This is a genomic window from Salinibaculum salinum, assembly GCF_037645885.1.
Lineage (GTDB): Archaea > Halobacteriota > Halobacteria > Halobacteriales > Haloarculaceae > Salinibaculum > Salinibaculum salinum.
Window position 1 is genome coordinate 1 of the sequence record NZ_JBBENW010000010.1, and the last position, 2,305, is coordinate 2,305.

The 2,305-nt window shown below is 53.6% G+C and carries 2 protein-coding genes; both read left to right on the forward strand.

Translation table 11 applies throughout. From position 1 onward, the window contains the following. Positions 1 to 528 precede the first annotated feature (528 nt). Positions 529 to 1,521, forward strand: coding sequence for a transposase (locus tag WDJ60_RS11135; RefSeq protein ID WP_340100509.1), 993 nt, complete (start codon positions 529 to 531; stop codon positions 1,519 to 1,521). 10 nt (positions 1,522 to 1,531) lie between these two features. Next, positions 1,532 to 2,155, forward strand: coding sequence for a CPBP family intramembrane glutamic endopeptidase (locus WDJ60_RS11140; RefSeq protein WP_340100511.1), 624 nt, complete (start codon positions 1,532 to 1,534; stop codon positions 2,153 to 2,155). The last annotated feature ends 150 nt before the right edge of the window (positions 2,156 to 2,305 follow it).

Here is a 2,305-nt window from a genome sequence, read left to right on the forward strand (position 1 = left end):
CCCTGTATTCACCACGGTCATCCAAAGCTGACAGATGTCAATACTCCCGGCGGACCTCATTGCAGGCTCGTCAGCATCGACTGTTTCCAAAAATTCGCCAGCAAGAGCGGTTACTACGGAAGAACCAATCTCAACGGTATACCGTAGCTGAAGCAACAGATATTATTTATAGGTATTTCTAGTAGCATATTTAAAATGTATGCCCGGAACACTACCGGGCGAGCATTCACTAGTAGACTCTTTGAGAGTGGAAACAGCGTCAGTAGTGCTCACATCGATTGAGAAGTAACGGTACCGGTGCGTACTATTTTTGATTCTGGAACTTCATTAGCAATTATGCGACAGATGTCGTTTCGGACAAGCCGAATCTGGCTTGTCGCGACGTGCTTTGGGTTGGCTCTAGCCGGAATTCTAGTAGGTGTGATGGCATTATTCGTTTTCGGATTCATTCTCTTTGTTCTACTCAATGTGTCGAGGGTGTCATAGAACGATTACCACACCAAAGAGCAGGGTGAATGCTGAGATGGTATGGCCTCAGCGACCCTGCAAGATGATCCTTCGGTAGAGACGTTCTTCAATGTCGCGGAGACCGAGACGTTAGCGTTGTTTGAGCATCTATCCTTCGAGTTTCTCGAAGAGTTCGACGTGTTCGCCCCGGCGGAGACGGGGCGAACACGAGAGCACGAGCCACCAGAGATGATGCGTGGCTTCCTCCACTGCTACTACAAGGACATCTACGGGATTCGTCCGGTTGAGCGAGAGCTTCGGAACACGGTTGTTTGGCTGAGCTGTGGCTTCGATCGACCGCCGTCGAGAGACGCGGTCGATCGCTTTCTCACCGACCTCGAACACGTCGTCGACGAGGTCTTTGACCGACTCGTCGAGCAGGCCGCCCGGCGCGGCCTGCTCGACTTGACATACTGCATCGATTCAACTGACGTGAGGGCGATGCCTGCCGATGAAGACGCGTCGAAGTGCTATGATCCAACCGACGACGAGTACTACTACGGCTACGGCTGTACAATCGTCTCGACCGGGTCAAAGATCCCAATTGCAGCGGAGTTCACCGAGAGTAAGCAAGCACCTGAGGAGACGGCGATGCGCGTCACGCGTGACGCGCTCGCCGTCGCCACACCGATCTGGATGCTTGGAGACAGCGCCTACGACACGCTCGACTGGCACGACCACCTGCTGACCGCAGGGGTCGTGCCAGTCGCTCCGTACAACGCACGGAACGCTGATGATCCGAAAGACATCGAGTACAGGGTCGAAGACCGCATCGAACAACACAGTGAGGATGTTCAGCTGAAGCAATCGACGCTAGACGAGACGTATAATCGCCGCACAGGAGTTGAACGAACCAATGAATCAGTGAAGGACTGCGGCCTCGGGCGCACTCACGCCCGAGGCCGCGTCCATGCACGAGCGCAGGTGTTTCTTGCGCTGTGTCTTCGCCTCGTCATCGCAATCACCAACTACGAACGCGGAGACAATCCGGGTAGCACCGTGATCACGGTGTGAGAACTCTTCTATGACACCCTCCAATGTGTCGGTTACCCCGATTAATCAGTTAGCGCTGAGTCTGGTCGCTATCCAAGGATTCGGATTTCCCCTTGTCGCGACCCTGTATTTCAGGTATACGGACAGATCACTCCGCGCATTTATTCCGGTTTCAGTCCCCTCTATCCGTGAACTCGGCATCTCTATCGGCGCGTGGATTGTGGCGATTGTAGTTACGCCTGTCGTTGCGACGATTGTTATCGCACTAACAGACCAGCTGCCCGCGAGTAACGCTGCAGGCGAGACAGCACAGCAGAATCCCGAGATTATCCCCCTTCTCATTCCCCTTGTGTTCCTGCTCAACGCACCGGGCGAGGAGTTGTTATTTAGAGGTGTCATTCAGGGGCTGCTCGCAGAGCGGTTCAGCCCGTGGGTGGCGATAACCCTCGCAACGGCAGCATTTGCACCAGTACACATCATTGCCCTGGTCGGGAGTCCGACCGCAGCACTCCTAACGATCATCATCATCTCTGTGCCGAGCCTCGTTTTTGGATCGGTGTACGAACTGACAGACAATCTGATAGTGCCATCACTGGTGCACGCGTTGTTCAATTCGACCTTATTTGTCGGAATCTATATCTCTTCAATAGGATAGAGACGTATCTACGAGAATTCGAGATGTACGCCCGGAACACTACCGGGCGAGAATCTACTAGTGCGGCTTCAGTCCTGAACTGCTAGCTTTATCTACGTAGAGCGCCTCTAGAGAGTGTTCAGAAATCTTCTGAAGTAGACCATGCCACGA

What these genes read in the sequence shown, in the direction of transcription:
- WDJ60_RS11135 (WP_340100509.1), top strand. Translation starts at nt 529, where the DNA reads ATGGCCTCAGCGACCCTGCAAGATGATCCTTCGGTAGAGACGTTCTTC.
- WDJ60_RS11140 (WP_340100511.1), top strand. Translation starts at nt 1,532, where the DNA reads ATGACACCCTCCAATGTGTCGGTTACCCCGATTAATCAGTTAGCGCTG.